The organism is Streptomyces abikoensis, assembly GCF_014648775.1.
GTDB lineage: Bacteria > Actinomycetota > Actinomycetes > Streptomycetales > Streptomycetaceae > Streptomyces > Streptomyces abikoensis.
In genome coordinates this window covers 784,736-811,300 of sequence record NZ_BMRT01000003.1, presented here as the reverse complement: position 1 = coordinate 811,300, position 26,565 = coordinate 784,736, and the positions used below count along the sequence as shown (strand labels likewise).

The 26,565-nt window shown below is 72.9% G+C and carries 26 protein-coding genes; 15 read left to right on the top strand and 11 right to left on the bottom strand.

The window, feature by feature from the left end:
• Positions 1-306: 306 nt before the first annotated feature.
• The 3 genes from IE096_RS13950 to IE096_RS13940 all read left to right on the top strand — a co-directional run bounded on the left by IE096_RS13950 (position 307) and on the right by IE096_RS13940 (position 4,136).
• Positions 307-1,581: a L,D-transpeptidase gene (locus tag IE096_RS13950; protein ID WP_189451732.1), complete on the top strand. Its 1,275-nt coding sequence runs from the start codon at positions 307-309 to the stop codon at positions 1,579-1,581.
• 134 nt (positions 1,582-1,715) lie between these two features.
• Complete coding sequence (locus IE096_RS13945) at positions 1,716-2,690, top strand: GNAT family N-acetyltransferase (protein ID WP_189451731.1); 975 nt, start codon at positions 1,716-1,718, stop codon at positions 2,688-2,690.
• 231 nt (positions 2,691-2,921) lie between these two features.
• Positions 2,922-4,136: a DUF2786 domain-containing protein gene (locus IE096_RS13940; RefSeq protein ID WP_229820149.1), complete on the top strand. Its 1,215-nt coding sequence runs from the start codon at positions 2,922-2,924 to the stop codon at positions 4,134-4,136.
• A 150-nt stretch (positions 4,137-4,286) separates the two neighbouring features.
• Here IE096_RS13940 and IE096_RS13935 read toward each other — a convergent pair whose 3' ends face one another.
• Positions 4,287-5,078: an AraC family transcriptional regulator gene (locus IE096_RS13935; protein WP_189451729.1), complete on the bottom strand. Its 792-nt coding sequence runs from the start codon at positions 5,076-5,078 to the stop codon at positions 4,287-4,289.
• 55 nt (positions 5,079-5,133) lie between these two features.
• Here IE096_RS13935 and IE096_RS13930 point away from each other — a divergent pair, with 55 nt between their 5' ends.
• Positions 5,134-5,748, top strand: a complete 615-nt coding sequence (locus IE096_RS13930) for a class I SAM-dependent methyltransferase (RefSeq protein WP_189451728.1) — start codon at positions 5,134-5,136, stop codon at positions 5,746-5,748.
• A 59-nt stretch (positions 5,749-5,807) separates the two neighbouring features.
• Here the strand turns inward: IE096_RS13930 and IE096_RS13925 are convergent, their stop codons facing one another.
• A complete protein-coding gene (locus tag IE096_RS13925) occupies positions 5,808-6,749 on the bottom strand; it encodes an SMP-30/gluconolactonase/LRE family protein (protein WP_189451727.1) in 942 nt (313 codons plus the stop codon).
• A 127-nt stretch (positions 6,750-6,876) separates the two neighbouring features.
• Here IE096_RS13925 and IE096_RS13920 point away from each other — a divergent pair, with 127 nt between their 5' ends.
• From IE096_RS13920 to IE096_RS13905, 4 genes are all read left to right on the top strand, one after another.
• Positions 6,877-7,617 carry a hypothetical protein gene (locus IE096_RS13920; protein WP_229820148.1) on the top strand — a complete coding sequence of 247 codons (741 nt, stop codon included), beginning with the start codon at positions 6,877-6,879 and terminating at the stop codon, positions 7,615-7,617.
• 2 nt (positions 7,618-7,619) lie between these two features.
• Positions 7,620-8,948 (top strand): nucleotidyl transferase AbiEii/AbiGii toxin family protein, encoded by a 1,329-nt coding sequence (locus tag IE096_RS13915; RefSeq protein WP_189451726.1) that lies wholly within the window; start codon positions 7,620-7,622, stop codon positions 8,946-8,948.
• A gap of 182 nt (positions 8,949-9,130) precedes the next feature.
• On the top strand, positions 9,131-9,931 hold the full coding sequence (locus IE096_RS13910; RefSeq protein ID WP_189451725.1) for a trypsin-like peptidase domain-containing protein: 801 nt from the start codon (positions 9,131-9,133) through the stop codon (positions 9,929-9,931).
• Between the two features lie 140 nt (positions 9,932-10,071).
• Entirely contained in the window at positions 10,072-11,133 is a 1,062-nt protein-coding gene (locus tag IE096_RS13905; protein ID WP_189451724.1) for a methyltransferase, read from the top strand.
• Here the strand turns inward: IE096_RS13905 and msrA are convergent.
• From msrA to IE096_RS13885, 4 genes are all read right to left on the bottom strand, one after another.
• A complete protein-coding gene (msrA, locus tag IE096_RS13900) occupies positions 11,130-11,795 on the bottom strand; it encodes a peptide-methionine (S)-S-oxide reductase MsrA (protein WP_189451723.1) in 666 nt (221 codons plus the stop codon). The two genes, IE096_RS13905 and msrA, sit on opposite strands and share 4 nt — an antisense overlap.
• Positions 11,795-12,913 carry a hypothetical protein gene (locus tag IE096_RS13895; protein WP_189451722.1) on the bottom strand — a complete coding sequence of 373 codons (1,119 nt, stop codon included), beginning with the start codon at positions 12,911-12,913 and terminating at the stop codon, positions 11,795-11,797. The genes msrA and IE096_RS13895 overlap by 1 nt, the downstream gene beginning before the upstream one ends.
• Positions 12,914-12,972: 59 nt before the next feature.
• Positions 12,973-14,661 (bottom strand): M48 family metalloprotease, encoded by a 1,689-nt coding sequence (locus IE096_RS13890; RefSeq protein WP_189451721.1) that lies wholly within the window; start codon positions 14,659-14,661, stop codon positions 12,973-12,975.
• A gap of 109 nt (positions 14,662-14,770) precedes the next feature.
• Positions 14,771-15,856, bottom strand: a complete 1,086-nt coding sequence (locus IE096_RS13885) for a hypothetical protein (RefSeq protein ID WP_189451720.1) — start codon at positions 15,854-15,856, stop codon at positions 14,771-14,773.
• A gap of 156 nt (positions 15,857-16,012) precedes the next feature.
• On the opposite strand from IE096_RS13885, the gene IE096_RS13880 reads away from it, so the two are divergent.
• Positions 16,013-17,158 carry a cystathionine gamma-synthase gene (locus IE096_RS13880; RefSeq protein WP_189451719.1) on the top strand — a complete coding sequence of 382 codons (1,146 nt, stop codon included), beginning with the start codon at positions 16,013-16,015 and terminating at the stop codon, positions 17,156-17,158.
• Positions 17,159-17,258: 100 nt separating this feature from the next.
• Here the strand turns inward: IE096_RS13880 and IE096_RS13875 are convergent, their stop codons facing one another.
• From IE096_RS13875 to IE096_RS13865, 3 genes are read right to left on the bottom strand one after another with little or no spacing between them, the layout of a single operon-like run.
• Complete coding sequence (locus tag IE096_RS13875; protein ID WP_189451718.1) at positions 17,259-17,513, bottom strand: hypothetical protein; 255 nt, start codon at positions 17,511-17,513, stop codon at positions 17,259-17,261.
• On the bottom strand, positions 17,510-17,938 hold the full coding sequence (locus tag IE096_RS13870) for a sigma factor-like helix-turn-helix DNA-binding protein (protein WP_189451717.1): 429 nt from the start codon (positions 17,936-17,938) through the stop codon (positions 17,510-17,512). Before IE096_RS13870 ends, IE096_RS13875 begins: the two co-directional genes overlap by 4 nt.
• 52 nt (positions 17,939-17,990) lie before the next feature.
• Positions 17,991-18,494 (bottom strand): MarR family winged helix-turn-helix transcriptional regulator, encoded by a 504-nt coding sequence (locus IE096_RS13865; RefSeq protein ID WP_189451716.1) that lies wholly within the window; start codon positions 18,492-18,494, stop codon positions 17,991-17,993.
• A gap of 216 nt (positions 18,495-18,710) precedes the next feature.
• Here IE096_RS13865 and ilvA point away from each other — a divergent pair, with 216 nt between their 5' ends.
• The 3 genes from ilvA to IE096_RS13850 all read left to right on the top strand — a co-directional run bounded on the left by ilvA (position 18,711) and on the right by IE096_RS13850 (position 21,955).
• Positions 18,711-19,928, top strand: coding sequence for a threonine ammonia-lyase (gene ilvA, locus IE096_RS13860; RefSeq protein ID WP_189451715.1), 1,218 nt, complete (start codon positions 18,711-18,713; stop codon positions 19,926-19,928).
• A 138-nt stretch (positions 19,929-20,066) separates the two neighbouring features.
• Complete coding sequence (locus tag IE096_RS13855; RefSeq protein WP_189451714.1) at positions 20,067-21,095, top strand: ATP-binding cassette domain-containing protein; 1,029 nt, start codon at positions 20,067-20,069, stop codon at positions 21,093-21,095.
• Positions 21,092-21,955, top strand: coding sequence for an ABC transporter permease (locus tag IE096_RS13850; RefSeq protein WP_229820147.1), 864 nt, complete (start codon positions 21,092-21,094; stop codon positions 21,953-21,955). The genes IE096_RS13855 and IE096_RS13850 overlap by 4 nt, the downstream gene beginning before the upstream one ends.
• Before the next feature lie 73 nt (positions 21,956-22,028).
• On the opposite strand, the gene greA is transcribed toward IE096_RS13850, so the two are convergent.
• Together greA and IE096_RS13840 are read right to left on the bottom strand one after the other, a co-directional pair.
• On the bottom strand, positions 22,029-22,526 hold the full coding sequence (gene greA / locus IE096_RS13845) for a transcription elongation factor GreA (protein ID WP_189451713.1): 498 nt from the start codon (positions 22,524-22,526) through the stop codon (positions 22,029-22,031).
• Positions 22,527-22,745: 219 nt separating this feature from the next.
• Entirely contained in the window at positions 22,746-23,156 is a 411-nt protein-coding gene (locus IE096_RS13840; protein WP_189451712.1) for a DUF4307 domain-containing protein, read from the bottom strand.
• Positions 23,157-23,278: 122 nt separating this feature from the next.
• Between IE096_RS13840 and mca the strand changes: the two genes are divergently transcribed.
• The 3 genes from mca to IE096_RS13825 all read left to right on the top strand — a co-directional run bounded on the left by mca (position 23,279) and on the right by IE096_RS13825 (position 26,536).
• A complete protein-coding gene (gene mca / locus IE096_RS13835; protein WP_126915746.1) occupies positions 23,279-24,148 on the top strand; it encodes a mycothiol conjugate amidase Mca in 870 nt (289 codons plus the stop codon).
• 4 nt (positions 24,149-24,152) lie between these two features.
• Entirely contained in the window at positions 24,153-24,353 is a 201-nt protein-coding gene (locus tag IE096_RS13830; RefSeq protein ID WP_189451711.1) for an RAMP4 family protein, read from the top strand.
• 155 nt (positions 24,354-24,508) lie between these two features.
• On the top strand, positions 24,509-26,536 hold the full coding sequence (locus IE096_RS13825) for a thioredoxin domain-containing protein (RefSeq protein ID WP_189451710.1): 2,028 nt from the start codon (positions 24,509-24,511) through the stop codon (positions 26,534-26,536).
• The last annotated feature ends 29 nt before the right edge of the window (positions 26,537-26,565 follow it).

The window sequence follows — 26,565 nt, the reverse complement described above, 5'->3', positions numbered from 1 at the left end:
GGCGACGACAGAGATTGACGGTCGTGAGCTGTGGCGCGTCCCGACTGACACGATGTTAGTGACACCGGCGGCCGGTGGGGAAGCCATGGGGTAACCGGCGGTCCAGTAGCAGGGCGTTTGCCCTTTTTCAAGACCCCGGTTGTGGACCTCGGGACCCGAGGGGCTTTACTGGCGTGGTCTTTCCCACAGTTTGCCGATGAGTGGAACCGGGCCAAACGGTGCACGCGTTCCCTTATGTAGTAGCCGGGATACGTGTAGCCCCACGAGCCCCACGATCGGCTCGGGGGATTCCGGGGTCCAGGAGCAATGGAGAAGCGTGTGATGACGTACGGCAAGCGCCGCAAGGGCCTGGTGGCCGCGGCCGCTGTGCTCGGCGGGGTACTGACCCTGGCCGCCTGTGGTGGCGACGGCGACGACGCCAAGGGCGGCGGTGACGCCAAGGGGAAGTCCCAGGGTCAGGTCGACGCCGCGGCCGCCAAGGACGCCTCCAAGGCGCAGATCAAGATCACGCCCAAGAACGGCGCCAATGGCGTCGGCATCACGGCCGATGCCGTGTCCGTCACCGTGAGTGATGGCGAGCTCACCAGCGTCAAGATGACGACGGACAAGGGCACTCCCGTCGAGGGTTCAATATCTTCGGACAAGAAGTCCTGGAAGCCGAACAAGCAGCTCGAGCGTTCGACCAAGTACAAGATCACTGCTGAGGCCAAGGACTCCAAGGACCGCAAGGCCACTGAGAACTCCTCCTTCTCCACCGTCTCTCCCGACAACAGCTTCATCGGCTCCTTCACGCCGGAGGACGGCTCGACGGTCGGCGTGGGCATGCCCGTGTCGATCGACTTCGACAAGCCGATCAAGAACCGGAAGGAGGTCCAGTCCCACCTGACGGTCACCAGCAGCAGCGGCCAGAAGGTCGTGGGCCACTGGTTCGGCGACCAGCGCATCGACTTCCGGCCGCAGGAGTACTGGAAGGCCAACTCCGAGGTCACGCTGAAGATGGACCTCGACGGCGTCGAGGGCGGCCCGAACATCAAGGGCGTCCAGAAGAAGACGATCCAGTTCAAGATCGGCCGCTCGCAGGTCTCCACGGTCGACGCCAAGACCCACCAGATGACGGTGGTGCGGGACGGTCAGACCCTCAAGACCATCCCGATCTCGGCGGGCAGCCCGTCCAACCCGACGTACAACGGCAAGATGGTGATCTCCGAGAAGTTCGTGGAGACCCGGATGAACGGCTCCACCGTCGGCTTCACCGGCAAGGACGGCAAGGGCGAGTACGACATCAAGGACGTGCCGCACGCCATGCGCCTGTCCACGTCCGGCACGTTCATCCACGGCAACTACTGGGGCAGCGGCGTCTTCGGCGTCTCCAACACCAGCCACGGCTGCGTGGGCCTGGAGGACAAGCAGGGCGCCAACGACCCGAACACCCCGGGTGCCTGGTTCTACAACAACTCGCTGATCGGTGACGTCGTCGACGTGAAGAACTCCGACGACAAGACCATCGCCCCGGACAACGGCCTCAACGGCTGGAACATGGACTGGGCGCAGTGGGTCGCGGGCAGCGCCACGGGCGCGTGACCCCCGGTCGCTGATGCGTGAAGGGGCCCTCCCGGCGGATTCGTCCGTGGGGAGGGCCCCTTTGTCGTCCGGGCTCGTCCGTGCTCGTGGAAAACCGAACGACAGCGCGGAGCTCGCGTCGTAGCGTGCGCGGAATGAGTGAACTGCTGCGCCTGAACGACCGCCCCTCCGAGAGCGAGATCGACGGCTGGCACGCCGTCATAGCCGCCGCCCACGCCCACGACCTGCCCGCCGTGCCGGCGCCCGGGCGGGTGGAGACGGCCGGGGTGCTGTGTGTGACGGACGGCGACAGCCGGTACGTACGGCTGGCCGTGCCGGGGGAGGGCGGGTACGCAGGGGTCGTCTCCCTGCGGTTGTTCGACGAGGGAGCGAACCGGAAGACGGCCTGGATCGAGCACCTCGTCGTCCGGCCGGAGCTGCGGAACCGGGGCATCGGTATGCGCCTGTGGCAGGAGGTGCGGGCGATCCTGGAGCGGGAGCGGCGGGGCGCGGTCGGCGCCCAGATCGAGATCGGCGGCGCGGGCGAGAAGTTCGCCCTCGCGCGCGGCTTCGTACGCGCCCTCCCGCTGGTGATGTACGTGCAGGACGTGACGGATGAAGCGGCGGCCGAGGAGCCGGTCCTGCCGGAGGGGTACCGCTTCGTCGAGTGGGAGGGCGCCGTGCCCGAGGAGTTCGCCGAGCCCTTCGCGGCCGTCCGCGACGCCATGTCCGACAGCCCCTGGGGCGACTTCGAGGAGGAACGGCCGCGCTGGGACGCCGCGCGCTCCCGCGCCGTCCAGCAGCTCGTCGTCGACCGGGGCGGGGAGATGCTCACGGTCGCCGCGGTCGCGCCCGACGGCTCCTTCGCCGGGTACACCGAGCTGGTGCGGCGCTCCCCGGACGGCGCGCGGGCCACGCAGTACGGCACCGCCGTGGCCGCGGGCCACCGCGGGCTCGGCCTGGGGCGGGCGGTCAAGCTGCGGATGCTGCGGCTCGTGCGCGAGGGACGGATGCCCGTACGGGAGATCGTCACGGGCGTGTCCGACGACAACGGGCCCATGCGCGCCGTGAACAAGCTGCTCGGCTACCGGCCCGAGCGGTCCGTGGGAGTCTTCCAGGCCCGGTTCTGACCCGGCTCCCACCCCGGCTTCCGGCCCGCTCCGACCCCGGCTTCCGGCCCGCTCCGACCCCGGCTTGCGGCCCGCTCCGACCCCGGCTTGCGGCCCGCTCCGACCCCGTTGTGACCTGCGGGAGCCGGGGCGGGCACCGGGCGTGTGCCCTGCCTGCGGGGATGCGGGAAGATGGGATTCCACTCCGGCGCACCCCCAGCCCCGGGCCCCCGAGGAAGCGAGCCCCCCACAGTGCAGAGCACCGAGTCGCCCCTGGAAACCGTCGCCGCGGCCGTACGCGGGCTGCGGGCGGTGCGCGGGGACGATCTCGACGACGCCGTCTACGCCGCCGCCTCCGTCCTGGCCGCCGCCCCCGCCGGCTGGGAGGCCATCAGCGGCGCGGTCGTCCGGCACGGCTCGGCGACGGTGCGGCGGGCCTGGGAGTACGGCTGGCAGCCCGCCGACGTCGTCCGGCTCGTACGGCGGGAACCGCCCCCCGCCGAGACCCGGTTCGCCGTCGCCCTCATAGCCGCCGAGGGCCGGCGCTACGCCCCGGAGACGCTCGACGCGCGCTGGGTCGCCCAGCTGGAGGAGCTCGACGCGCGCGCCTGGTGGGAGACGGACGACACCTTCCTCGACGGCTTCGCGGAGCGCGAGCGGCTGAGCCGCTTCGAGACCGCCGTCCGCGCCCTGGCCACGCTGCGGCTGATCGACGGGCTGCCGAGGGTCGGCGGCGTCGGCCCGCTGCCCGGCACCGGCGGGCACGTCGCCGCGGCCGCCGCGGCCGCCCCGCCCCGGATGCTCGGCCGCGTCCGGGCACTGCTGGCGAAGGCGGAGTCGACGCAGTTCCCGGAGGAGGCGGAGGCCCTCTCCGCCAAGGCCCAGGAGCTCATGGCCCGGCACTCCATAGACGAGGCCCTGCTCGCCGCCGGCGCGGCCGCCGCCGGGGACGGGCCGGGCGCCTGCCGGATCGGGGTCGAGGGCCCGTACGAATCCGCCAAGGCCCTGCTCCTGAACGCGGTGGCCGCCGCCAACCACTGCCAGGCGGTGTGGTCCAGCGAGTACGGCTTCTCGACCGTCGTCGGGTTCGACGCCGACCTGGAGCTCGTCGAGCTCCTCTACACCTCCCTCCTCGTCCAGGCCACCACCGCGATGGGCCGCGCCGCCGACGACCACCACGCCCGTGGCCGCTCCCGCCGCACCCGGGACTTCCGCGAGTCCTTCCTGATCGCCTACGCGGGCCGCATCGGCGACCGGCTGTCCGCAGCCGTCCGCGACGTGGCCGCCGAGGAGACCCGCCCCGAGGTCCTGCCCGTGCTGGCCGCCCGGGACGTGGCGGTCGGCGAGACCGCCGGGCGCCTCTTCCCCGAGACCACCTCCCACCGCCTCAAGGGCCGCGACCCCGAGGGCTGGGCCCGAGGCACGGAAGCCGCGAACGCGGCGAGACTGGCGGGGAAGCGCCCGTAGGGGGCGTACGCGGCTGCCGCCGCGCGAGCGCGACCAGCGCCGACGCGCCCCGTTAGGGGCGCGGGGCTGTGTCGATATGCGGCTGCCGCCGCGCGGGCGCGACAAGCCCCCACCGGCCCGCAGGTGATCAGGCCACCCCTCGGCGCAGCCCTATCGCGGCGAGAAATACGCCCCCGGCGGCACCCCCACCCCCCTCCGAAACGCCGCCACAAACGCACTCGGCGAGCCGTACCCCACCCGCCGCGCCACCGCGGACACCGTCGCCCCCGCCGCGAGCAGCGGCATCGCCGCCTCCAGCCGCAGCTGGGCACGCCACCGCCCGTACGACATGCCCGTGCCCTCGACGAAGGCCCGCGCGAGCGTCCGGCCGCTCGCGCCCACCAGCGCGCCCCACTGCGCGAGCGTGCGCCCGTCCGCCGGGTCCGCGCGGAGGGCCTCCGCCACCCGCCGGGCCCGGGGGTCGGAGGGCATCGGCGCCCTGACCGTCGTCACGGAGACGGGACGCAGCTGGTCCAGCAGGACGTCCTCCGCGCGCTGCCGCGCCCCCGTGTCGAGGTCCTCCCGCGACAGATGGCCGATCAGCTCCCGCAACAGCCCGGATACCGCCATGACTTGCGGCGTCTCCCAGCCGAACGGGCAACGGTCCGGCCAGAAGTACAGACTCCGCATCAGCGCGGCGCACGTGGCGCCCGTGGCGTGCGGGACGCCCGCCGGGATCCACAGCGCGACGGTCGACGGCAGCACCCACGTACGTCCCGCCGCGCGCACGGCCAGGACGCCGCGCGGCGCCCACGCCAGTTGATGGGCGCTGTGCCGATGAACGTCGAACCATTCGTCCTCGCCGAGCGCGAAGCTCCCGACGGCTATGGCACTGCCGGCCGGGGCGACGACGTGGGCGGCGGGATGTACCCCCGTGACGGCGGTATGTCCTTTCGGCGACATGAGTTGGCCTCCTGGCCCGTATACGACACGGTCGCCTGATTCCTAGCCTTGCCGCATGCCGATGAATCTCGTTCACCGCCGTCTGTGCAGTTCCGAGAAGTGGGCCCGCGCCGTCGAGGACCGTTTACTGCCGTGGGTCCTGGACGGAGTGCCGCTCGGGCCCGACGCGTTGGAGATCGGGCCGGGTTACGGGGCCACCACGCGCGTCCTGCTGCGCCGGGAGGGCCTCGCGCGGCTGAGCGTCGTCGAGGTCGACGCGGAGTACGCGGCCCGATTGCGCCGCGAGTTCGGCGACCGGGCCAAGGGGGGAGTCGGGGGCGGAGCCGAGGTCGAGGTCGTGCACGGCGACGGCACCGCCCTGCCCTGGCCCGACGGCCGCTTCGACTCCGTCGCCTGCTTCACCATGCTCCACCACGTCCCCTCGCCCGCCCGGCAGGACGCCCTCTTCGCCGAGGCGCACCGCGTGCTGCGCCCGGGCGGTGTCTTCGCCGGCTGCGACTCGCTGAGCAACTGGCGCTGGCGGTTGATCCATTGGGGCGACACGTGTGTGCCGGTGCCGCCCGCGACTCTGGAGACGCGGTTGCGGGCGGCGGGGTTCACGGAGGTGGCGGTGGAAGTGGGGACGGGCAGCTTCCGCTTCCGGGCGGTACGAGCCGTCCCGGTGGGGTAGCGGGTGGCCCCGCCGTCCGTACGGGGGTCGGGCGGCGGGGCGGTACCGCGCTCGTACGGTCAGCCGAGCGTCACCGTGACGACGCGGCCGGAGGCCTCCGTGACGAACAGCTCGCGGCGCCCGTCGTGGTCGCCGAACGCACGCGGCACGCGGACGCTCGTCGGCATCCGCAGCCCGCTCACCAGCACGCAGGACCGTCCGGTCACCGGGTCCACCTTGATCAGCTCGCCGCTCCGGAAGGCCGCGACGACCAGGTCGCCGCCGAAGGCGGTGAGGTCGTCGAGGAACTTGCCGTCCAGGACGGTGCGGCTGAGCCGGGTGACTGCGGTGTGCCGCGCCGGGTCGGCCAGGGGGACGCGGACGACCGGGGACGTGCCGTTGACGAGAACGCTCGCGTAGAGCTGATCGCCGACGATCTCCAGGCCGTTGGTGCCGAAGACGTCGGCCTTCCGCGTCCACTCCTCGTCCCGGGTGCCGTCCGGCCGGATCTTGAGGATGCCGGTGGCCAGCTCGCGGCTGAGGTAGAAGTTGCCGGCGGAGTCGATGGCGAGGCCGTTGATCCTGGGCGTGCCGCCGAAGACCTTCTCGGCGCGGGGCTCGGCCGCGGCCGGGTCGAAGCGCATGACACCGCCGTCCCGCTCCAGCGGGTTCACACCGAAGTTGACGTACATCAGCCCGTCCGGCCCCCGGCGGATCCCGCCGGGGCCGGGCACGGGGAAGGACGCCTTCAGCGTCCCGTCGGGGGCGTACCCCTCGACGCGGTTCCTGGTCACATGGGAGACCCATAAGGTGCCGCGCCCGTCGAACTCCAGGTTCTCCCGCCAGTCCAGCAGGGGCGCGCCACCGTCGTGGAACACGGAGACGGCCGCCGGCCGCCCGCACCGGTCGGGGCGCTCGGCGTTCCCGGCCGCCGTGGCACTCGCCGCTCCCGCCACTCCCGGCGCGCCAAGGACCAGCGCCGCCACCAGACTTCCCGCCATCGCCATCGAACGAATATTCATGGAGGCGTTGTACCGCGTCTGCTTCCGCCCCAGCGCGGCGTTGGCCGAATCACGTGCCGGAGCGCCGCCGCCCGCCGCCGCGAGGGCGCCGATGACCTGCGAGGTCGTGCCCTGAGATCATCCCCCGGTGATATCCAGCACCACCGCGACCACCACAGCTCGCTTCGCCGGGGACTTCGAGGGGGACTTCGAGGCCCACCTCACCGTGCGCGCCGATGACGGGCCCGCGACCGTGGACGCGCTCGAACGGTACGCGGCCGGACACGGCATGAAGTGCGCGCACATCGTGCTGGACCGGGGCCGGACGCCCAGCCAGCCGATGCTCACCCTGCGCGGCTCCGGGCCGCTGCCCGTGGTCCGGGCGGCGGTGGAGGACGCGGCGCGCGACGTGCGGGGGGCCGGGTTCGCGGTCGTCCGGACGAAGATCGAGGCGACCCCCTGGGCGGAGGGCGTGCCCGGCACCGACGCGGAGGCGGCGGCCCTCGGGGCGCGGTACTACTTCGAGCACCACGTGAAACTCCTGCTCACCCCCGGCACCGACACCTCCGCCCTCACGGCGCTCGCCGAGGCCCACGCCGCGCACCTGTCGCGCAACGCCCGCCGGGTGCGGGCGGACGGCCGCGCCGAGCGGTTCGTCACCCAGCGCTGCCGCCTCGTGGGCCGCCCGACGGCGGAGCGACGGCTGGACGCGCTGCTGGCGGCCCTGCGGGACGCGGGGTACGACATGGCCTCCAGTGAACGGGAATTCGTCGTCCACGACAGTGACGAGACGGTCGACGACGGCTGGATCGACGAAGAGACAGACGACGGCTGGATCGACGAAGCGACATCCGGCGAAGAGACCACCACCGAGGACGTGAAGCGATGACGATGACGACGACACCGTGGGAAGAGTTCCCGTACGGACCGTGGGAGGCCACGACGGTCGTCCCGCAGCTCCCGCCCGACGAGGCCACGCGGCGGAAGAAGGACCTGCCGGCGACGCTGCGCCCGGTGCCCGGCGAGGGCGTCGTGCAGCTTCCCGTGTACGACCCGGCGGCCAACCACCACCTCCTCGGCATGCGGCTGAGCGAGCCCCGGTTCGCGGACCCGGACCGGGGCGAGGCGTGGTTCGCGGCCCGGCGTCACGCCCTCGACCACGCGCTCGCGGCGGTCGCGGCCTCCCCGTGGGCCGGGCACCTGGTGCTGCGCGGCAGCGTGCTGCTCAAGGCGTGGTTCGGCGACGCGGCCCGCGAGCCCGGTGACCTGGACTTCGTCGTCGTCCCCGACACCTGGCGGCTGGAGGACGACCGCACGGACGCCATGCTCGACGGAGTGGCTCGCGCCGCCGAGGCCGCCGCGCGGGCGTCCGGCAGCCCGGTCCGCATCGACGCGGCGGGCGCCGTCAGCGACGAGATCTGGACGTACGACCGGGTGCCGGGCCGCCGGCTCGTCCTGCCCTGGACGGCCACCGGAACGGACGACGCCCCGTCCGGCACGGTCCAGCTCGACTTCGTCTTCAACGAGCCCCTGCCCGCCCCGCCCGTCCGCACCGCGATCCCGCCCCTCGCAGGCGGCGAGGGCGCCCCCGTCACCCTCATGGCGGCGAGCCCGGAGCTCTCGCTCGTCTGGAAGGTCATGTGGCTGGTGAGCGACACCCACCCCGAGGCCAAGGACCTCTACGACGCCGTTCTCCTCGCGGAGAGCGTCACCGCGCCGTACGAGCTCCTGGACCGCGTCCTCTCGGCGGCGGGGGAGTGGGCCGACATCCCGTCCGTCCTCGCGGAGGCGGGAGAGATCGACTGGCCCGAGTTCGAGAAGGACTACCCGGACGACACGGAGACCGGCGGTGGCTACCTGGTGCGCTTCGCCGCCGCCCTGTCCCGGAGTCATGTGCCGGACGAGCCGAGCGCGTACGCCCGGCTGGCCGTCGCCTACGAGGACCTCACCGGGACCGTGCGGGAGAAGTATGCGGCGGGCGGCATGGAGGCCGTCGCGCTGTGGTTCGCCGAGCGCACGGTTTCCAGCATCGGCACGCTGATCGCGTTGAGGGAAGTGCTGGGACGCGATCGGTGCACCCTCCGCGAGGCAGCGGAGGTCGCCGTCTCCCTCCGCGACCCCCGCCCCGGCCGCGACCGCGACGCGATCTGCCACCACCACGGCGACCCGCGCGAGATCGCGGCGCGGCTGGAGCAGATGGGGCCGGAGGAGACGGGGTAGCGCGGCGGCAGTGAAATCGCCGTGAAGCGGTACTCGAGCTTCACTCGACCACTAGTGACAAACCCGCATCCGTGTTCTTCGATGTGCGTGATTGCCGCTGCGGCAGTCGGCCGGGGCCGTCGTCCGTCGTCCCCACCCCGGCCGTTCCCGTCCCTGTTCCCGTCCCGTACAGGAGTGATCGCATGCTGCGCGCGTTACGCGCCCTCGGCCTCGCCGTTCTCACGGCCGGCCTGACCCTCACCGCCGTCCCGGCCGCCACCGCCGCCACCCCCGCCGCCGGTTCGGCCGCCGCCCCCGCGGCCGAACGGCCGCTGACGCCCATCGGCGGCGGCACCGGCATCATCTTCCGGATCACCCCGACCCCGGAGGAGCGCCAGAGCTTCTACGTCTGCACCCTCACCGCCGTCGGCCGCGACAACGCGGGCAACCTGGTGGGCCTGACCAACGCCCACTGCTTCATCGACGAGAAGGGCAACAAGCTCGTCGGCGAGAAGGTCTACCGGGACACCTCCCCCGCCGGAACCGCGGCCGCCCCCGCCGACCTCAACGCCAGCCGCGCCGACCTGGAGACGGGCGCCATCGGCACGGTGACGTACGTCAGCACGCCCAACAACCTGCTCAACGCCGGTCCCAAGGGCCTCGACTTCGCGGTCATCAAGCTGGACGAGACGAGGGTCGCCCCCACCGCCACCGTCGGCGGCGTCACCATCACCTCGATCGGCGCCCCGCCCCCCAACGGCGTCCGCATGTGCAAGCAGGGCCACCGCACGGGCCTGACCTGCGGCATCAAGCTGGGCACCCACGACATCTGGTTCACCCACCTCATCTGGACCAACGGCGGGGACTCCGGCTCCCCCGTGGTCAGCGGCCAGACGCTGGTCGGCAACGCCTGGGGCGTGCAGCACAGTTCGGCGATCCTGGACATCATCGCCGAGATGAACACCAACGGCGGCGTCGGCGCGGGCTTCCACCTGGCGGTCTGAGCCGGACCGAACGGGGCGCGGCGGCCCTAGGGCGGAAGTCCTACCGGAGATCGACACAGCGGCGGAGCCGTGGTCCGGCCGGGGGCTGAAAGGGTGATGATCCTCCGATACCCACCGGAACCGCCGCCAGGGAGGCCGTGATGGACCCCGCCACCACCCCGGCCCACACCCCCGAAACCGCCCCGGAACCCCCCTTGGACCCCTCGGGCGCCCTCCGGCTGATGGAGGAGACCTTCGGCTTCCTCCACTCCGCCGCACTGCGGACCGCCGCGCGCCTCCGGCTCGCCGACCACCTCGCCGACGGACCGCGCACCCCCAACGAACTCGCCGGGGCCACCGGCACCGACGCGACGACACTGCGCCGGCTGCTGCGGCTCCTGGCCTCGCGCGACGTCTTCCAGGAGGACGAGGCGGGCGCGTTCGGGCTGACCCCCGCCGCGTCCGCCCTGCGCACCGGCATACCGGGCTCGCTGCACGACGCGGTGCTCCTGCTCACCGACGACATGTTCCTGCGCCCCGCGGCCGACCTCGCCGAGACCGTACGCACCGGCGAATCCGCCTTCCCCAGGGTCTTCGGCACTCCCTTCTTCGAGCACCTCCGGACCGACGACGCGGCCCGCGAGGTCTTCGACGCCGGCATGGCGGCCTTCTCCGGCCCCCTCGACGACGTGGTCGCCGCCGCGTACCCGTTCCCGGACCACGGCACGGTCGTGGACGTCGGCGGCGGCCGCGGCGGCCTGCTCCGGTCCGTCCTGCTGCGCCACCCCGGCCTGTCGGGCGTCCTCTTCGACCAGGCACCGGCGCTGCGCGAACCCCTCCTCGCCGCAGACGAGTTGACGGGACGCTGGCGCGCCGAGCCCGGCGACTTCTTCACCGCCGTCCCGAAGGGCGACGTCCACCTCCTCAAGCACGTCCTGCCCGACTGGAGCGACGACGACTGCGTCCGCATCCTGCGCTCCTGCCGCCAAGCCCTGGCCCCGGGCGGCCGCGTCCTGGTCATCGACGCCGCCCCGCCGCCGGGCAACGCCCCCCACCCCGGCAAGGACCTCGACCTCCTGATGCTGACGGCCCTAGGCGGCAGCACCCGCACCCCCACCGAACTGGCCACCCTCTTCACCCGATCCGGCCTCCGCCACGTCCGCACCCTCCCCACCCCGGGCTTCGCCTCGATCGTGGAAGCGGAGGCGGCACCCCTGGCCTAGTCGCCGGCGGACGCTATCCCCACCGGACAGGAGACGCCCGTGCCGCCGATGCCGCAGTAGCCCGTCGGGTTCTTGGCGTCCGAGAGGTACTGCTGGTGGTAGGACTCCGCGTAGTAGAACGGGGCCGCCGGGAGGATTTCCGTGGTGATGGCGCCGTAGCCCGACGCGCTGAGCACCGACTGGTACGCCTCGCGCGAGGCCTCGGCCGCGGTCTGCTGGTCGGGGGAGTGGGTGTAGACCGCCGAGCGGTACTGGGTGCCGCGGTCGTTGCCCTGGCGGTTGCCCTGGGTGGGGTCGTGGGACTCCCAGAAGAGCTTGAGCAGGGATTCGTACGAGACGCGGGACGGGTCGAAGACGACGCGGACGACCTCCGTGTGGCCCGTCAGGCCGCTGCACACCTCCTCGTACGTCGGGTGCGGCGTGGTGCCGCCCTGGTAGCCGGCCAGGGTCGTCCAGACGCCCTCGGTCTGCCAGAACTTCCGTTCCGCGCCCCAGAAGCAGCCCAGGCCGAAGTCGGCGACGGCCAGGCCCTCCGGGTAGGGGGCGGCCAGGGGCGTGTCCAGGACGCTGTGGCGCTCCTGGAGGGGGAAGGCCGGGGCCGGGCGGCCGGGCAGGGTCTCCTCGGGGGTGGGGAGGTGGTTCCGGTGGCGGCTGACGAACATCACAGGGCTCCTCGCTTCGGCGGTCCGTCCGGGACAACGTACGCGCCGCCCCCGGGATTCCGCCGTCCGCTCGTGGCAGCGCCCGCCAGCGCCTGGGTGCGCACGGCGCAGAAGAATTCGGCGGGGTCGGTGGAGTACGTCCACGGAAAGGCGCCGACGTAGCCGTCGATCACGCGGAACTGCGCGACGGCCTCCTCGTGGCGCCCCTGGCGGGTGAGGAAGTACGCCAGCAGGTGGCGGGCGCCCGCCACGCGCGGGTGGCCGGGGCGGGCCGCCGCCACGTCGCGGAGGGCCGCGTCCACCAGGGCCGTCAGCTCCGGGGAGCGGTAGTCGGCCTCGGTGGCGCCGGTGTCCTTGTGCTCGTACCAGCTGATCAGCGGGAGCACCGTCAGTACGCTGCCGGGCGGGGCCGCGGCCACCGCCCTCGCCGTGAACTCGCGGGCCAGCTCCTCCGAGCCCCGCCACTTCGCGCACCAGTACTGGAGCGCGGCCTTGTGCGCCTGGTAGTGGTGCGGCGCCCGCGCGGTGATCTCCGCCCACAGCTCGCCCATCGCCTCGTGCGCGGCCCCCGTGCCCATGTAGAGCGGGATCTGCGCCGCGTACGGGGTGGGGTCGGCGGGGTCGGCCAGCGCGACGGCGCGCGCGAAGTCCTCGCGCGCCTCGCCCAGCACCCGGTGGAAGCCGGCGAACTGCTCGGCGGTGGTCCGGTTCGCCGTGGCACTGCCACGGATCTCCCACGCCAGGGAGATCTTCGCGTCGGCGTGGACGACGGCCGCGCCCGGGTCGTCCGGACGCTCCGCACGCCAGGCCCTCAGCCAGGCGTCGTCCTCTGCGGCCGCCTCCGCCAGGGTGGCGACGATCTCGTAGCGCCGCTCCCAGTCCGTGCCGGCCGCCGCCAGGGCCTCGGCGGCCGCCCGCCACTCGCCGCGCGAGACGGCCTCCCGCAGGGCGTCCCCCTCGGGGTCCGGGCCCGTCCGGTCGGTGATCTGCTGCTCCTCGGGCAGCATGCCCGCCGCGTTGATGTAGCGGCCTATGCGGGCCCAGTGCAGTTGCCGCCGGATCCAGAAGGCGGCTGCCACGGCCAGGACGGCCACGACGATGAGGGAGATCAGGAGCATGGGGGTGGGGTTCTTCCAATCAAGCGGGGGTGGGGAGGACGATCAGTTCGCGTAGCCGATCAGTTCGCGTAGGCGATCAGGTCGCGCACGCGTCTCGTGTCCGGCTCGTCCTCCACGACGGGGCGTACCGCGTCGGCCACGAGCTCGGCCAGGGGTTCGGCGCTCACGTCCGTCGGCCCGCCGTCCGGCAGCAGGAGCCGTGCCGGGCCCGACCACGACAGTTCCCAGCGCGCGCCCGCCGACTCGGCCAGCGCGAGCTCGGTCAGTTCGCGCAGCCCCGCGTACAGCGCCGGCCGCGCGAACTCGCGGGCCGCGCGGCCGCCGGCCCTGGCGGCCTCCGGCGACTTGGGCAGGTGGTCGGCCACCTCCCACAGCCGTCCGGCGTCGGCCAGGTCGAGGAGGACGGACAGGTCGGCGAGCGCGCCGGCCCCGGCAACCCGGGCGCCCGTCGCGCCCAGCGCCGTGCGCAGCGGCTCGGCCGCCTCCTCCGTCCGGGCGTGGACGGACCGGTGCATCAGCTCGGGCCAGTCCACCCGCGTCATGGCCCGCGCCTTGGGCGTCAGGACCGCGCCCTCGAGATCCGCCATGACCCGCTCGCGATCGCGCAGCAACCCCAGCGCGAACCCCAGCGAGGGACGGGCGTCCCCCAGGGTTCGGCCGTCCAGGGTTCGGCCGTCCAGGGCTCGGCCGTCGTCGGGCAGCGCCTCGACCAGCTCCACGCGCACGGCCACCGGCGGGTGGGTGTCGTACGGGGAAGGCTCCGCCGGCGGCAGTTCGTCGCGCAGGCCGGCCAGGCCCTCCTGCCGTCCGGGCGCGGTGAGCAGCCGGTGGAGGCCGCCGAAGACTTCGCCGCGCGGTGGCAGGAGGCCGATGTCCACGCCGGCGGTGGCGTAGCGGCTCATGTAGAAGTCGTGGGCGGCGTCGAGGGCGGCGGTCTCGCGCAGCGCGGAGGCGGTCGCGTCCCGGCCCGCGACCCGGGCGGCCAGACGGTCGGCGGCGAGCTCCTGCTGCCGGCCGGTGCTGTGCGTGGCGCGCAGGTAGAACGCCGCGTACGCCAGGAAGGGCTTGACCATCAGGCGGTGGCCGGCGCCCGCGCGGTCGGCGTCGATCTTCTTGGGCTTGCGGCCCTTGCGGACGGCTTCCTCGGCCGCCTTCTCCTGGATGGCCCGCTCCTTGGCGATCCGCTCCTCCTCCCGCTCCCGGAAGGTCTCCACCGTGCGCAGCACGCCGGCGCGTCCCCGCAGGGCGATGCCCGCCAGGCGGGTGTCGGTGTTGCCGTAGTGGGCGAGCTCGTGGGCGATGACGGCGTGCAACTGGGCCTCGGTCAGCCCGGTCAGCAGCGGGGCGCCGAGGTAGAGCCGGCGGGGGCCGGGGAGCAGGCCGAGCAGCCGGGTGTCCTCGGTGACGCCCGCGTTGACGTCGCCGGTGAGGACGATCGCGTCGGGCGCCCGGGTGCCCGTCCGCTCGGCCAGGGAGCGGACGGTACGCCAGAGTTCCGGCTGCCCGGCCTCGGTGACGGGCAGTCCGTCCGGCTCCTTCGCCCGGGCGGTGCTGAACACGAAGACGCCCCGCAGCACCGGGACGGCGAGCACGACGGAACAGAAGTACACCTTCACCATGGCCAGGCCGGGGGCCCAGAGCGTCGCGGCGACGTCGGCGGCCACGAGGACGCCGAGCATGAGGACGGCGATCAGATAGAAGCCGGCCAGGAGGACGAGCGCGCGCAGCGCACGCAGAGATGTGCCCACTGGGCGAAGACCCCCACACGGGTTCGAAAGGTGCGAAAGATCCGCGAGAAACGGAATGTGGGGATCATATGTGCGACGACTGTGCGACGGCCCGGGCGCCCGTCCGAGGTCAGACCGGTCCCTGCCGTGCCCCCGCCACGGCCATCGCCCGGTACGCGGTGTACGTGGCCACCGGGTCCGGCTCGTACGTCCACGGGAGGGCTCCGATGTGGCCGTCGACCTTCCGGAACTGCTCCAGGGCCTCCGCGTGACGCTCGGCCCGGACCAGGAACCACGCCAGCAGGTGCCGGACGTGCGGCAGTACCGGGTGGTTCTCCGGCGCGTGGTGCACCGCGTACTGGGCGGCCTCGATCGCGTCGCCGACCACCGCGCTCTGGAACAGGCCGCGCACCAGCTGCACGTCGGGCAGGTGGTCGAAGACCGCGAACAGCGGCAGCGCGGGCAGCAGACTGCCCTCCGGCGCGGTGGAGGCCGCGCGCCGGGCGAAGGACTCGGCCTGCTCCCGGGAGCCGTGCCACTTCGCGCTCCAGTAGCGCAGCGCGCTCAGGTGCGCCCCCATGTGGCCCGGCGCGCGGGTGGTCACGGTCTCCCACACGGACTGGAACTCCGCCTCGCTCGCGCCCATCCCCCGGGCGACGCCCAGCTCGACGATGTACGGGACGGGGTCACCCGGCGCCAGCAGGGCCGCCTCGGCGCAGACCGTGCGCGCCTCCTCCAGGATCATCCGGAAGTCCTGCGAGGACGGGTTCCGCATCGCCTGCTGGACCAGGAACTCCGCCTGCACCGCCGCGCCGCCCGCGTCCTTGGGCGCCACCACGCGCCAGTGCCGCAGCCACATCCCGCCCGTGCCCGGCGCCTCGGCCAGCTCCTGGGCCGCCGCGCCGGCCAGCGTCTGCACCCGCTGCCAGCGCAGCTCGGCGTCGCCCGTGGCGGGCGTCCGGGCCAGCAGATCGGCCGCCGGCTTCCAGTCCTGGGTGCGGCGGGCCTCCGCCACGGCGGCCAGCAGCTCCTCGTCCGGGCCGGGCAGCCGTACGTCGAGCCGCTCGGGCGGGACGAGGCCGAGCCCGCCGACCGGGTCCGTGGCCGCCTCGGCGCCCTGGACGACACCTCGCACGGCCCGGTACCGCCGGATCGCGGGGGCCACCACGACACCGCAGATCACGGTGACGGCGAGGAGGATGAGCAGAATCTCCATGAACTGTCCTGATGAACGAAGAGGCTGACGGAAGGAGCCGAACGGGCCGAAGGAAGAGGCTGGACGACGGTACAACGTGACAAACCGGCGAATCGTTCATCTGCCGGTTACAAGTGAACAGGAGCGATCGGGCGAACGGGCACTACCCTCGGGTGAATGAGCGACCAGCACAGCTTCGAGACCCTCGCGATCCACGCCGGGCAGGAAGCGGACCCGCTGACCGGGGCCGTCGTACCGCCCATCTACCAAGTGTCCACGTACAAGCAGGACGGCGTCGGCGGTCTGCGCGGCGGTTACGAGTACAGCCGCAGCGCCAACCCCACGCGCACGGCCCTGGAGGAGAACCTGGCGGCCCTCGAGGGGGGCGTCCGGGGCCTCGCCTTCGCCTCGGGCCTGGCCGCCGAGGACACCCTCCTGCGCACGCTGCTCGCGCCGGGTGACCACGTGGTCATCCCGAACGACGCCTACGGCGGAACGTTCCGGCTCTTCGCCAAGGTCGTCAGCCGCTGGGGCGTGGAGTGGTCGGTCGCCAACACCTCCAGCCCGGACGCCGTGCGCGCGGCCATCCGGCCCGAGACCAAGGCGGTCTGGGTCGAGACCCCGTCCAACCCGCTGCTCGGCATCACCGACATCGCCGCCGTCGCGGGCGTCGCCCACGAGGCCGGTGCCAAGCTCGTCGTCGACAACACCTTCGCCAGCCCCTACCTGCAGCAGCCGCTGTCCCTGGGCGCGGACGTCGTCGTCCACTCCACCACCAAGTACATGGGCGGCCACTCCGACGTCGTCGGCGGTGCCCTGATCACGGCGGACACCGGCCTGGGCGAGGAGCTCGCCTATCACCAGAACGCGATGGGCGCCGTCGCCGGCCCCTTCGACTCCTGGCTGACGCTGCGCGGCATCAAGACCCTCGCCGTGCGCATGGACCGCCACACGGCCAACGCCGAGCGCGTGGTGGACCTGCTCGTCTCGCACCCGAAGGTGACGCAGGTCTACTACCCGGGCCTGCCCGAGCACCCGCTGCACGAGGTCGCGGCCAAGCAGATGCGCGCCTTCGGCGGCATGGTGTCCTTCCGCGTCGCGGGCGGCGAGGAGGCGGCCGTCGAGGTCTGCAACCGTGCCAAGCTCTTCACGCTGGGCGAGTCCCTGGGCGGCGTCGAGTCCCTGATCGAGCACCCGGGCCGGATGACCCACGCCTCGGTCGCCGGCTCCCAGCTGGAGGTCCCGGCGGACCTGGTCCGCGCCTCGGTGGGCATCGAGTCGGCCGACGACCTGCTGGCCGACCTGACGCAGGCGCTCGGCTGACGACCGGGGGGCTGATTCTCAGCCCCTCCGGCGCTTGAGGAGCGGGGGGCCCGGGGGCGGAGCCCCCGGGAAACGGAGAAGGGGCGGGACCGGGGCATCCTCAGTCCCCGCCCCACAGCGGTGGCGCCGTCCCCGACGCCGGCGGATGCCACGGTTCCGCCATCGCCGCCCACACCCCGAACGCCACCACGGCGAGGAAAAGCGCTGCCCAGGCCACGGCCCGAACCACCCGTCGCCTGCGCACCATGCGCGCGCCCCGCGCGGCCGCCCGTGCCACCACCTCCGCCGGCACCGCCGGACGCGGCCCGTCCAGCAGCCGCCGGACCTCCGCCTCCCGGCGGTCCTGGCCGCTCACGCGGCCACCGTGAGGACGGCCCGCGCGCACAGCGCGCGCACGCGCTCCACGGATACCCCGAGCGCCGCCGCCGTCTGTTCCTCGGCGACCCCCTCGTACAGCCGCAGCACGACCACCAGCCGCTCCCGCGACGTGAGCCGGGCCAACGGCCCGTCCCCGTCCCCCTGGCGGTGACACCTCGCCGAGCGGGAGCGGGCGTAACGCGCCACGAGCTCCTGGCGGGTGCGCTCGTACGGATCCTCGCCGCCGAGGCCGTCCCAGGCGGCGTACGTGCGGGCGAGGGCGCGGGTCAGCAGTCGTTCGGCGGCCTCCCGGTCGCCGGTCAGCAGCAGCGCGGTGCGCAGCAGCCTGCCGCCCGCGCCGCCGGCGAACGCTTCGAACTCCCGGGCGCGGCGGCGCTCCCGGGCGTCCCGCCGCTCTCGCACCCCTCCAGAAGAGGCTCGCACCCCTCCAGAAGAGGACAGCCGCGCGATCCGGTCAAGAGGCCGGCGGAACCTGCTGGGGCTGGGTGAAGTGGATGTCGGACAGGGCCGAGTTGAAGCGGGTGAGCAGGGTGCAGAAGACGTCCCGCTCGTCCTCGGACCACCCCTGGGTGCACAGCGCCATCAGCTCGCGCCGGGAGGCGCGGACCTCCTCCAGGCGGGCCTTGCCGCGCGGGGAGAGCTGAAGGACGACGGCGCGGCCGTCCTCGGGGTGCGAGGTGCGCTTGACCAGACCGGTGTCGACGAGCGGCGCCACCTGGCGGGTGACGGTCGAGGAGTCGATGCCCATGCCCGCGGCGAGCGCCTTGACGCCCATGGGGCCTTCCTGGTCGAGGCGGTTGAGCAGGAGGTAGGCGGCGCGGTCCATGGAGTTGTGGACCCGGCCTACGCCCCCGAGCCGGGTCTGCTCGGCGCGGCGGGCGAAGACGGCCACCTGGTGCTGGAGGGCGTCGAGGACACCGGGGGCGAGGTCGGTCGTCATGTCCTGAGAGGTGGGCATGGCCTGGGGCTCACTTCGTACGGCGGGCAGGGGATGCGGAGCTGGAATCGCTGAGAATGGGGGACAGAGTACGCGTCCCCGCACGCTGTTGTACCAGTGCTCCGCAAACCGGTCGGTATGTATGTATGCGCCGCCCGGATCGCCCCTTACGTCCTTGCTGTATGCCCCATTTATCCGCCCCGGCCGGGGCCTTCGCCACGGCGCGATACTGAGGACATGGCCGCACGTCCGGTGACCCTCGACGATGTGCGCCGGGCGCGGGAGACGCTGTCGGGGATCGCCCGGGTCACCGCCCTGCAGAGCAGCCGCCACCTGTCCGGGCTCGTCGGCGCGCCCGTCCGCCTCAAGTGCGAGAACCTCCAGCGCACCGGCTCGTTCAAGATCCGCGGCGCCTATGCGCGGATCGCCGCCCTGACGCCCCCCGAGCGCGCGGCGGGCGTCGTCGCCGCCAGCGCCGGCAACCACGCGCAGGGCGTCGCGCTGGCCGCCTCCCTGCTGGGGGTGCGGTCGACGGTGTTCATGCCGGAGGGCGCCCCGCTGCCGAAGATGGCCGCCACCCGCGAGTACGGCGCCGAGGTGCGCGCCTGTGGCCAGGGCCTGGACGAGGCGCTGGGCGCGGCCCGCGCGTGGGCGGAGCGGACGGGCGCGGTGCTCGTCCACCCCTACGACCACCCGGACATCGTGGCCGGCCAGGGCACGGTCGGGCTGGAGATCCTCCAGCAGTGCCCCGAGGTGCGCACCGTCGTCGTGGCGGTCGGCGGGGGCGGGCTGATCGCCGGGATCGCGGTGGCGGTCAAGGCGCTGCGGCCGGACGTGCGGATCGTGGGCGTCCAGGCGGCGGGCGCCGCCGCGTACCCGCCGTCGCTGGCCGCCGGCCACCCGGTGGCGGTGGCGGACGCCGTGACGATGGCGGACGGCATCAACGTCGCCCGCCCCGGCGAGGTGCCGTTCCGGATCGTCGCGCGGCTGGTCGACGAGGTGCGCACCGTCTCCGAGGACGGGATCGCCGCCGCCCTGCTGCTCTGTCTGGAGCGGGCCAAGCTCGTCGTCGAGCCGGCGGGCGCGAGCCCGGTGGCGGCGCTGCTGGCGGACCCCGGCTCGTTCCGGGACCGGGGCCCGGTGGTGGCCGTGCTGTCGGGCGGCAACGTCGATCCGCTGCTGTTGCAGCGGGTCCTGCGCCACGGTATGGCCGCCGAGGGCCGCTACCTGTCGCTGCGGCTGCCGCTGCCGGACCGCCCCGGGGCGCTCGCCGCGCTGCTGGAAGTGCTCTCCGTCGCGAACGCCAACGTCGTCGACGTCGTCCACGAACGCACCGACCCCCGCCTGGGACTGACGGAGGCCGAGGTCGAGCTCCACCTGGAGACGGCGGGCCCGGAGCACCGCGCGGAGGTGCGCGAGGCCCTGCGCGCCGCCGGTTATCCGCTGTCCCTCTGACCGTCCCCGGATATCCGGGCCGCCCCCGATATCCGGAAGTAAGGGCCACCCATTATCCGGTGGCATTCATTCAGAGGGCGGATCGCCACCGATGAACGTAAAATCAACTATTACGTCACCCAAACGGGGAGAACATCCATGCCAGGCGCTATTTACGCCGAAGGCCTGGTCAAGACCTTCGGCGACGTCACGGCTCTGAACGGCGTCGATCTCGACGTTCCGGAAGGGTCCGTTCTAGGACTGCTCGGCCCCAATGGCGCCGGCAAGACCACCGCCGTGCGCGTGCTCACCACCCTGATCAAACCCGACCGCGGTAAAGCCGTGGTGGCGGGCATCGACGTACTGAGGAAACCCAACGACGTCCGGCACGCCATCGGCCTGTCCGGCCAATTCGCCGCCGTCGACGAATACCTGACGGGCCGTGAGAACCTCCGGATGGTCGGCCGGCTCTACCAGCTCAGCGGGCGCGACGCCAAGGCCCGCGCCGGCGAGCTGCTGGAGCGCTTCAACCTCGCCGAGGCCGCCGACCGGCCCGCCAAGACCTACTCCGGCGGCATGCGCCGCCGCCTCGACCTCGCCGCCGCCCTGGTCGTCAGCCCGCCCGTGATGTTCATGGACGAGCCCACCACCGGCCTGGACCCCCGCAACCGCCAGGCGCTCTGGGAGGTCATCCAGGAGCTCGTCGCCGGCGGGACGACCCTGCTGCTCACCACGCAGTACCTGGAGGAGGCCGACCACCTCGCCCACGACATCTGCGTGATCGACCACGGCAGGGTCATCGCCCGCGGCACCTCCGACCAGCTCAAGGCGCGCACGGGCGGGGAGCGCGTCGAACTGGTCGTCCACGAGCGCGAGCACATCGCCCCCGCCCTCGGCGTCATCCGCGCCTTCGGCAAGGGCGAGCCCACCGTCGAGGAGCACACCCGCAAGGTCATCGTCCCCGTCTCCGGCGGCGCCAAGCTGCTCGCCGAGGTCATCCGGGAGCTGGACGGGCGCGGCATCGAGATCGACGACATCGCCCTGCGCCGCCCGACCCTCGACGACGTCTTCATCTCGCTCACCGGGCACGCGGCCGCGAGCGACGAACCCGGCCCGGGCGGATCCGCCTCCGGTCCGGACGATTCCGTCGAGCGTTCTGTCGAGCCGAAGGAGGTGGCGGGGCCATGACCGTGACCGGCACCACCCTGTCCCGGCGGCCCGTGCCCGCGGCACGCGGCGGGGCGGCCGTCCAGTCCGTCCGCGACTCCCTGGTCGTCGCCCAGCGGAACCTGATCCGCATGATCCGGATCCCCGAGGTCGTCGTCTTCGGCCTCGTCCAGCCGATCATGTTCGTGGTGCTGTTCAGCTATGTCTTCGGCGGCTCGATCGCCGTGGGCGGCAGCACCGACCCCGGCACCTACCGCGAGTTCCTCATGGCGGGCATCTTCGCCCAGACCGTCACCTTCGCCACGGCCGGCGCGGGCGCGGGCATCGCCGACGACATGCACAAGGGCCTCATCGACCGCTTCCGCTCCCTGCCCATGGCCCGGGGCGCGGTGCTCACCGGCCGCACCCTCGCCGACCTGGTGCAGACGGCCCTCACCCTCGTCGTCCTGGCGATCGTGGCGGTCATCGTCGGCTGGCGGATCCACGAGGGCGTCCTCAAGGCGCTCGGCGGCTTCGCCCTGCTGCTCCTGCTGGGCTACGCGTTCTCCTGGATCGGCGCGCTCATCGGGCTGTCCGTCCGGACCCCGGAGGCGGCCACCTCGGGCGGGCTGATCTGGCTCTTCCCGCTCACCTTCATCTCCAACGCCTTCGTGCCCTCGGGCAATATGCCCACCGTGCTGCGCACCATCGCGGAGTGGAACCCCTTCAGCGCCACCGTGCAGGCCGCCCGGGAGCTGTTCGGCAACGTGCCGCAGGGCTATCCGGTACCGGCCGCGTGGCCGATGCAGCACCCGGTGTGGGCGTCGGTGCTCTGGTCCCTGCTGATCATCGCGGTCTTCCGGGCGCTGTCGGTGCGCAAGTACCGCTCGGCGACGGCGTGAACGCGGTGCGGATACGCCGGAGCTCCGGACCCGTGCACGGGTCCGGAGCTCCGGCGCGTCGCTCCGGGGGCGCTCAGCCGCTGTAGGGCTTGGCCTCCAGGATGCGGACCATGGCCTTCTTGCCGTTCGGCAGCTCGTACTGGGCGTCCTCGCCGATCTTCTTGCCGTTGACGCCGCTGCCGAGCGGGGACTGCGGGGAGTACGTCTCGATGTCCGAGCTGGCGTACTCGCGGGAGGCCAGCAGGAAGTCCAGGGTGTCGTCCGGGTCGCCGTCGAAGGCGATGGTGACGACCATGCCGGGGGCCACCACGCCGTCCGTGGCGGGGGCCTCGCCGACCTTGGCGGACTCGAGGAGCTGCGTCAGCTGCCGGACGCGGAGCTCCTGCTTGCCCTGCTCCTCCTTGGCCGCGTGGTACCCGCCGTTCTCTCGCAGGTCACCTTCCTCGCGGGCCGCCGCGATCTTCGCGGCGATCTCGGTGCGAGCGGGACCAGACAGGTACTCCAGCTCGGCCTTGAGCTGGTTGTACGCCTCCTGAGTCAGCCAGGTGACGTTGTCGCTGGTCTGGGTCACAGGTGCTCCTCGTCGGTACTGGGGAATGCTGGGGATGCATCTCGATACAAATGAACGCCCTACTCAGAAGGGTGCACCTTCAAAGCGGGGCGAAACCACGAGCCTAACAATTACGTCCCGAAGGGGGGAAGGAGTAAGCGGGAGAAAACGCGCAAGAATCCTGTTAACGCAGGTCAGCGCGGTATCTCCGGGTAACACTCGGCGGTACGCCCGGCGGTGTCAGCCCCGCGACGCGGTCCGGCAGCCCTCCAGCTCCGTGGCGCTGGCGTGGGCCGTCGTCCGGATCTCCACCAGCTGGCTGAAGTGGTCCTCGCGCCGGTCGAAGGTCACGTCCTTGCGGGCCACCTCGCCGCCGTCCGCCCCCAGCGAGCGCAGGGTGCACACCGCGACGGCGTCCTTCTCCTTGCGCACCTCCACGACCGCCTGCACGGCCGTGTCGGAGACGGTCTTCGACCGGATGAGCTGACCGGTCACCTCCGACGAGGTGATGTAGTGCACACCGGCCCAGCCGACGAAGCCGAGCAGCGCCGCGCCGAGCACCGCCCCGACGATCTTCAGCTTGCGGTCGGCGCGCTCGTCCGCCGAGCGGCCGTAGCGGCCCTCGGGCAGGGCATCGCGCTCCGCAGCCATGATCGTTCCTCCTGGGCGCCGATTTGTGAACGCGGAATGAAACGCGTCCCGCTTCGGTCACTATAGGAGGCGCCCCGGATGTCCAATGGGAGGGGCCATGACCAGTGACTGAGGACCGAGCGTTGACTGAGCAGCTGCGAATGATGGCCGTTCACGCCCACCCCGACGACGAGTCGAGCAAGGGCGCGGCCACGATGGCCAAGTACGTGTCCGAGGGGGTGGACGTGCTGGTCGCCACCTGCACGGGTGGTGAGCGCGGCTCCATCCTCAACCCCAAGCTCCAGGGCGACCCGTACATCGAGAAGAACATCCACGAGGTCCGCGCCAAGGAGATGGCCGAGGCCCGCGACATCCTCGGCGTCAAGCAGGAGTGGCTGGGCTTCGTCGACTCCGGTCTCCCCGAGGGCGATCCGCTCCCGCCGCTGCCCGAGGGCTGCTTCGCACTGCAGGACGTCGAGGAGGCGGCCGGCCGGCTGGTGAAGCTGATCCGCGAGTTCCGCCCGCACGTGATCACCACGTACGACGAGAACGGCGGCTACCCGCACCCCGACCACATCATGACCCACAAGATCTCGATGGTGGCCTTCGACGCCGCGGGCGACCCCGAGCGCTACCCCGAGGCCGGCGAGCCCTGGCAGCCGCAGAAGCTCTACTACAACCAGGGCTTCAACCGTCAGCGCACCCAGGCCCTCCACGACGCGCTGATCGAGCGCGGCCTGGAGTCCCCGTACGGCGAGTGGCTCAAGCGCTGGGACGAGATGGGCCGCGAGCGCACCCTGACCACGTTCGTGCCGTGCGCCGACTTCTTCGAGATCCGCGACAAGGCCCTGATCGCCCACGCCACGCAGATCGACCCGGACGGCGGCTGGTTCCGGGTGCCGATGGACATCCAGCGCGAGGTCTGGCCGACCGAGGAGTACGAGCTGGCGAAGTCCCTCGTCGACACTTCCCTCCCCGAGGACGACCTCTTCGCGGGCATCCGCAACAATTGACCCCATGATGATGAGCGCCCTTACGCTTGCCGCCGCGGATCTCGACCAGAACAAGGTCACCCCCGGAGTCCTCGGCTTCATCGTCTTCGCCGTCATCGGCGGGGCCGTGTGGTTTCTGATGAAGTCCATGAACAAGCACATGAAGCGGGTGGACTTCGAGGAGGCGCCCGACCCGTCGGGCGAGGCCGGCAAGACGACCGCCTGACGCCGGCGGCGTAACGGCGGTGTCCGTGACGGCGGCGTCGTTCACGGCGGCATCGTGACGGTGGCGTACACGACGGCATGACCGGACGGGCCCCCGCGGCCCGTCCGGCGCCGCCGGAGCCCGCCCCGGAGCCCGTCGTGCGCGAGGATGGGCCCATGCCCAATCGCCTGGCGCACGAGACGTCCCCCTACCTCCTCCAGCACGCCGACAACCCCGTCGACTGGTGGCCCTGGTCGCCCGAGGCCTTCGCCGAGGCGCGGCGCCGAGGCGTGCCCGTGCTCCTGAGCGTGGGGTATTCGAGCTGTCACTGGTGCCATGTGATGGCGCACGAATCCTTCGAGGACGAAACGACGGCCGCCTACCTCAACGAGCACTTCGTCTCCGTCAAGGTCGACCGCGAGGAGCGGCCCGACGTCGACGCGGTCTACATGGAGGCCGTCCAGGCCGCCACCGGCCACGGCGGCTGGCCCATGACCGTCTTCCTCACCCCCGACGCCGAGCCCTTCTACTTCGGCACCTACTTCCCGCCCGGCCCCCGGCACGGCATGCCCGGCTTCCGGCAGGTCCTGGAGGGCGTCCGGGCCGCCTGGAGCGACCGCCGCGACGAGGTGGGCCAGGTCGCCCGGCGCATCGTCCGCGACCTCTCCGAGCGCTCCCTCGCCGTGGACGCCGTCCGGCCCCCCGGCCCGGAGGAGCTCCACGCCGCCCTGCTCGGGCTCACCCGCGACTTCGACGCCACGCGCGGCGGCTTCGGCGGCGCCCCCAAGTTCCCGCCGTCCATGACGCTGGAGTTCCTGCTGCGCCACCACGTGCGCACCGGCTCCGAGGCCGCCCTGGAGATGGCCACGGCCACCTGCGAGGCCATGGCCCGGGGCGGGATCTACGACCAGCTCGGCGGCGGCTTCGCCCGCTACGCGGTCGACGCCACGTGGACGGTCCCGCACTTCGAGAAGATGCTCTACGACAACGCCCTGCTCTGCCGGGCGTACGCCCACCTCTGGCGGGCCACCGGCTCGGAGCTCGCCCGGCGCGTGGCCCTGGAGACGGCGGACTTCATGATCCGCGAACTCCGCACGGCCGAGGGCGGCTTCGCGTCCGCGCTGGACGCCGACAGCGACGACGGCAGCGGCCGGCACGTCGAGGGCGCGTACTACGTCTGGACGCCCGCGCAGTTGCGCGAGGTGCTGGGCGAAGAGGACGCGGCGCTCGCGGCGGAGCACTTCGGCGTCACCGAGGAGGGCACGTTCGAGGAGGGCGCGTCCGTCCTCCAGCTCCCCGACACCGAGCGGCTGTGGGAGGCGGGGAAGGTCGCGTCCGTCCGGGCGCGGCTGCTGGCCGCCCGCGACCGGCGGCCCCGGCCCGGCCGCGACGACAAGATCGTCGCCGCCTGGAACGGGCTGGCCATCGCCGCGCTCGCGGAGGCCGGCGCCTACTTCGACCGCCCCGACCTGATCCAGGCCGCCACGGACACCGCCGACCTGATCGTCCGCGTCCACATGGACTGGCACGGGCGGCTCGCCCGCACCTCGCTGGACGGCGCCCCCGGCACCCACGCGGGCGTCCTGGAGGACTACGCGGACGTCGCCGAGGGCTTCCTCGCGCTGGCCGGCGTCACGGGCGAGGGCGTGTGGATCGACTTCGCCGGGCTGCTCCTGGGCACCGTCCTGGACCGCTTCACCACGCCCGACGGCGCGCTGTTCGACACCGCCGACGACGCCGAGAAGCTGATCCGCCGCCCGCAGGACCCCACCGACAACGCCACGCCGTCGGGCTGGACGGCGGCGGCCGGGGCGCTCCTGTCGTACGCCGCGTACACGGGCAGCGCCCGGCACCGGGAGGCGGCGGAGAAGGCGCTCGGCGTGGTGACGGCGCTGGGGCCGAAGGCGCCGCGCTTCATCAGCTGGGGCCTGGCGGTCGCCGAGGCGTTGCTGGACGGGCCCCGCGAGGTGGCCGTCGTGGGCCCGGCGGACCACCCGGCGACGGCGCGGCTGCACCGCACCGCGCTGCTGTCGACGGCCCCGGGCCTGGTCGTCGCGGTCGGCGAGCCGGGCTCGGAGGAGATCCCCCTCCTCGCGGGCCGCACCCTCCTGGACGCCCGCCCGGCGGCGTACGTATGCCGCGCCTTCACGTGCGACGCCCCGACAACGGACGCGGAGGCTTTGTCGGGACAACTGGGCGGGTAGCGCCCGAAGGGGCGCGAGGAACTGCGCGA